The sequence below is a fragment of the Pseudomonas sp. genome, assembly GCF_050739655.1.
In the GTDB taxonomy this organism is placed as follows: Bacteria; Pseudomonadota; Gammaproteobacteria; order Pseudomonadales; family Pseudomonadaceae; genus Aquipseudomonas.
The window spans coordinates 1-1,547 of sequence record NZ_JBOIBY010000455.1 but is presented as its reverse complement, the minus strand read 5'-3'; the positions used below and the strand labels follow the sequence as shown (position 1 = coordinate 1,547).

Here is a 1,547-nt window from a genome sequence, read left to right as displayed (position 1 = left end):
CCTGTACGGGATGCATGCTGCCCATGTTATTTCTTTACCTTGTCTTGCATAGACGGAGGCCACATTACTGGCTGCGCGTTCACAAACGGAACAATGCATGGCAGACCATCGATGTAGGTACAAAAACTATTCATTGTCACCTCAGCCTACCTGCTTGGTGGGGCTGTGGTAGATATCAGCGAACATGTCAGCCATGGCTTCTTCGCTGGGTTCTTCCTGCATTTGCACGCTGACGGCACGACTGACCAGTTGATGACGACGCGGCAGATGCAAATCATCCGGAATCCGCGGACCGTCGGTCAGGTAGGCCACCGGCAATTCATGACCGATGGCCAGGCTCAATACCTCGCCCAGACTTGCCGTTTCATCCAGTTTAGTCAGGATGCAGCCAGCGAGCCCGCAGCGCTTGTAACTGTGGTAGGCAGCCGTTAGAACCTGCTTCTGGCTGGTGGTTGCCAATACCAGATAATTTTTCGACCGAATGCCACGACCGGCGAGGCTTTCGAGCTGCATGCGCAGTGCCGGATCGCTGGCCTGCAGGCCGGCGGTATCGATCAACACCACACGCTTGCGCAGCAACGGATCCAGCGCCTGCACCAGCGATTGCCCCGGGTCGACGTGGGTCACTGACACATTGAGAATTCGACCCAGGGTCTTGAGCTGCTCCTGGGCACCGATACGGAAGCTGTCCATGCTCACCAGCGCGATGTTCTGCGCGCCGTACTTGAGCACGTAACGGGCCGCCAGCTTGGCCAGAGTGGTGGTCTTGCCCATGCCGGCGGGACCGACCATGGCAATCACACCGCCCTCTTCCAGCGGCTCGATTTCCGGCGTGGCGATCATCCGCGCCAGGTGAGCCAGCAACATGCGCCAGGCCTGACGAGGTTCTTGAATGTCGGTCACCAGCGCCAGCAAATCGCGCGACAACGGGCCAGACAGACCAATGCGCTGCAGGCGACGCCAGAGGTTGGCCTGACCCGGGCTGCTGCCTTGCAACTGATTCCAGGCTAAAGAGCCTAGCTGTACTTCCATGAGTTCGCGCAGGCTGTTGAGCTCGAAACGCATCGAATCAAACACCCGGGCATCAACAGCGGCGGCTGGAGCAGGCGCTGGCGCAGGGCGACGAGGCTCGGCGTAGGTCGGCTCCATCAGCGGCTCGGCGGCGGTCAGCGGCAGGCCGGCGAACAATTGGCGATTGGTGGCATTGTCGCTCTCGCCCTCGCTGCGCAGGCTCAATTCGGCCTGTGCGGTGACGATCCGCGACTGAGTCTTGCGCAGCTCGTCTTCGAGTTCCATGTTCGGAACACGCGGGGCCAGCGCAGAAAGCTTGTAATCCAGGGCAGCCGTCAGCTCGACACCGCCGGCAATACGACGGTTGCCGATAATGGCGGCATCGGAGCCCAGCTCATCACGAACCAGTTTCATGGCCTGACGCATATCGGCGGCGAAAAAACGCTTAACTTGCATAAACCACTACCTCAGCCGTTGGGCCCTACTGTCGCAACGATGGTCACTTGCTTGTTGTCAGGGATTTCCTGGTAAGCCAA

General features: G+C 59.6%; 2 protein-coding genes. Both read right to left on the bottom strand.

All coding sequences use genetic code 11. The annotated features are described in order from the left end of the window. Positions 1-141 precede the first annotated feature (141 nt). A complete protein-coding gene (flhF, locus tag ACRESJ_RS21715) occupies positions 142-1,467 on the bottom strand; it encodes a flagellar biosynthesis protein FlhF (protein ID WP_431759739.1) in 1,326 nt (441 codons plus the stop codon). A gap of 11 nt (positions 1,468-1,478) precedes the next feature. Then, positions 1,479-1,547, bottom strand: a 69-nt coding sequence (locus ACRESJ_RS21710) for a hypothetical protein (RefSeq protein ID WP_431759740.1), incomplete at its 5' end; no start/stop codon positions are given.

Bases quoted from the DNA above. Each gene is read 5' to 3' on its own strand.
- flhF (WP_431759739.1), bottom strand. From the start codon at position 1,467: ATGCAAGTTAAGCGTTTTTTCGCCGCCGATATGCGTCAGGCCATGAAA.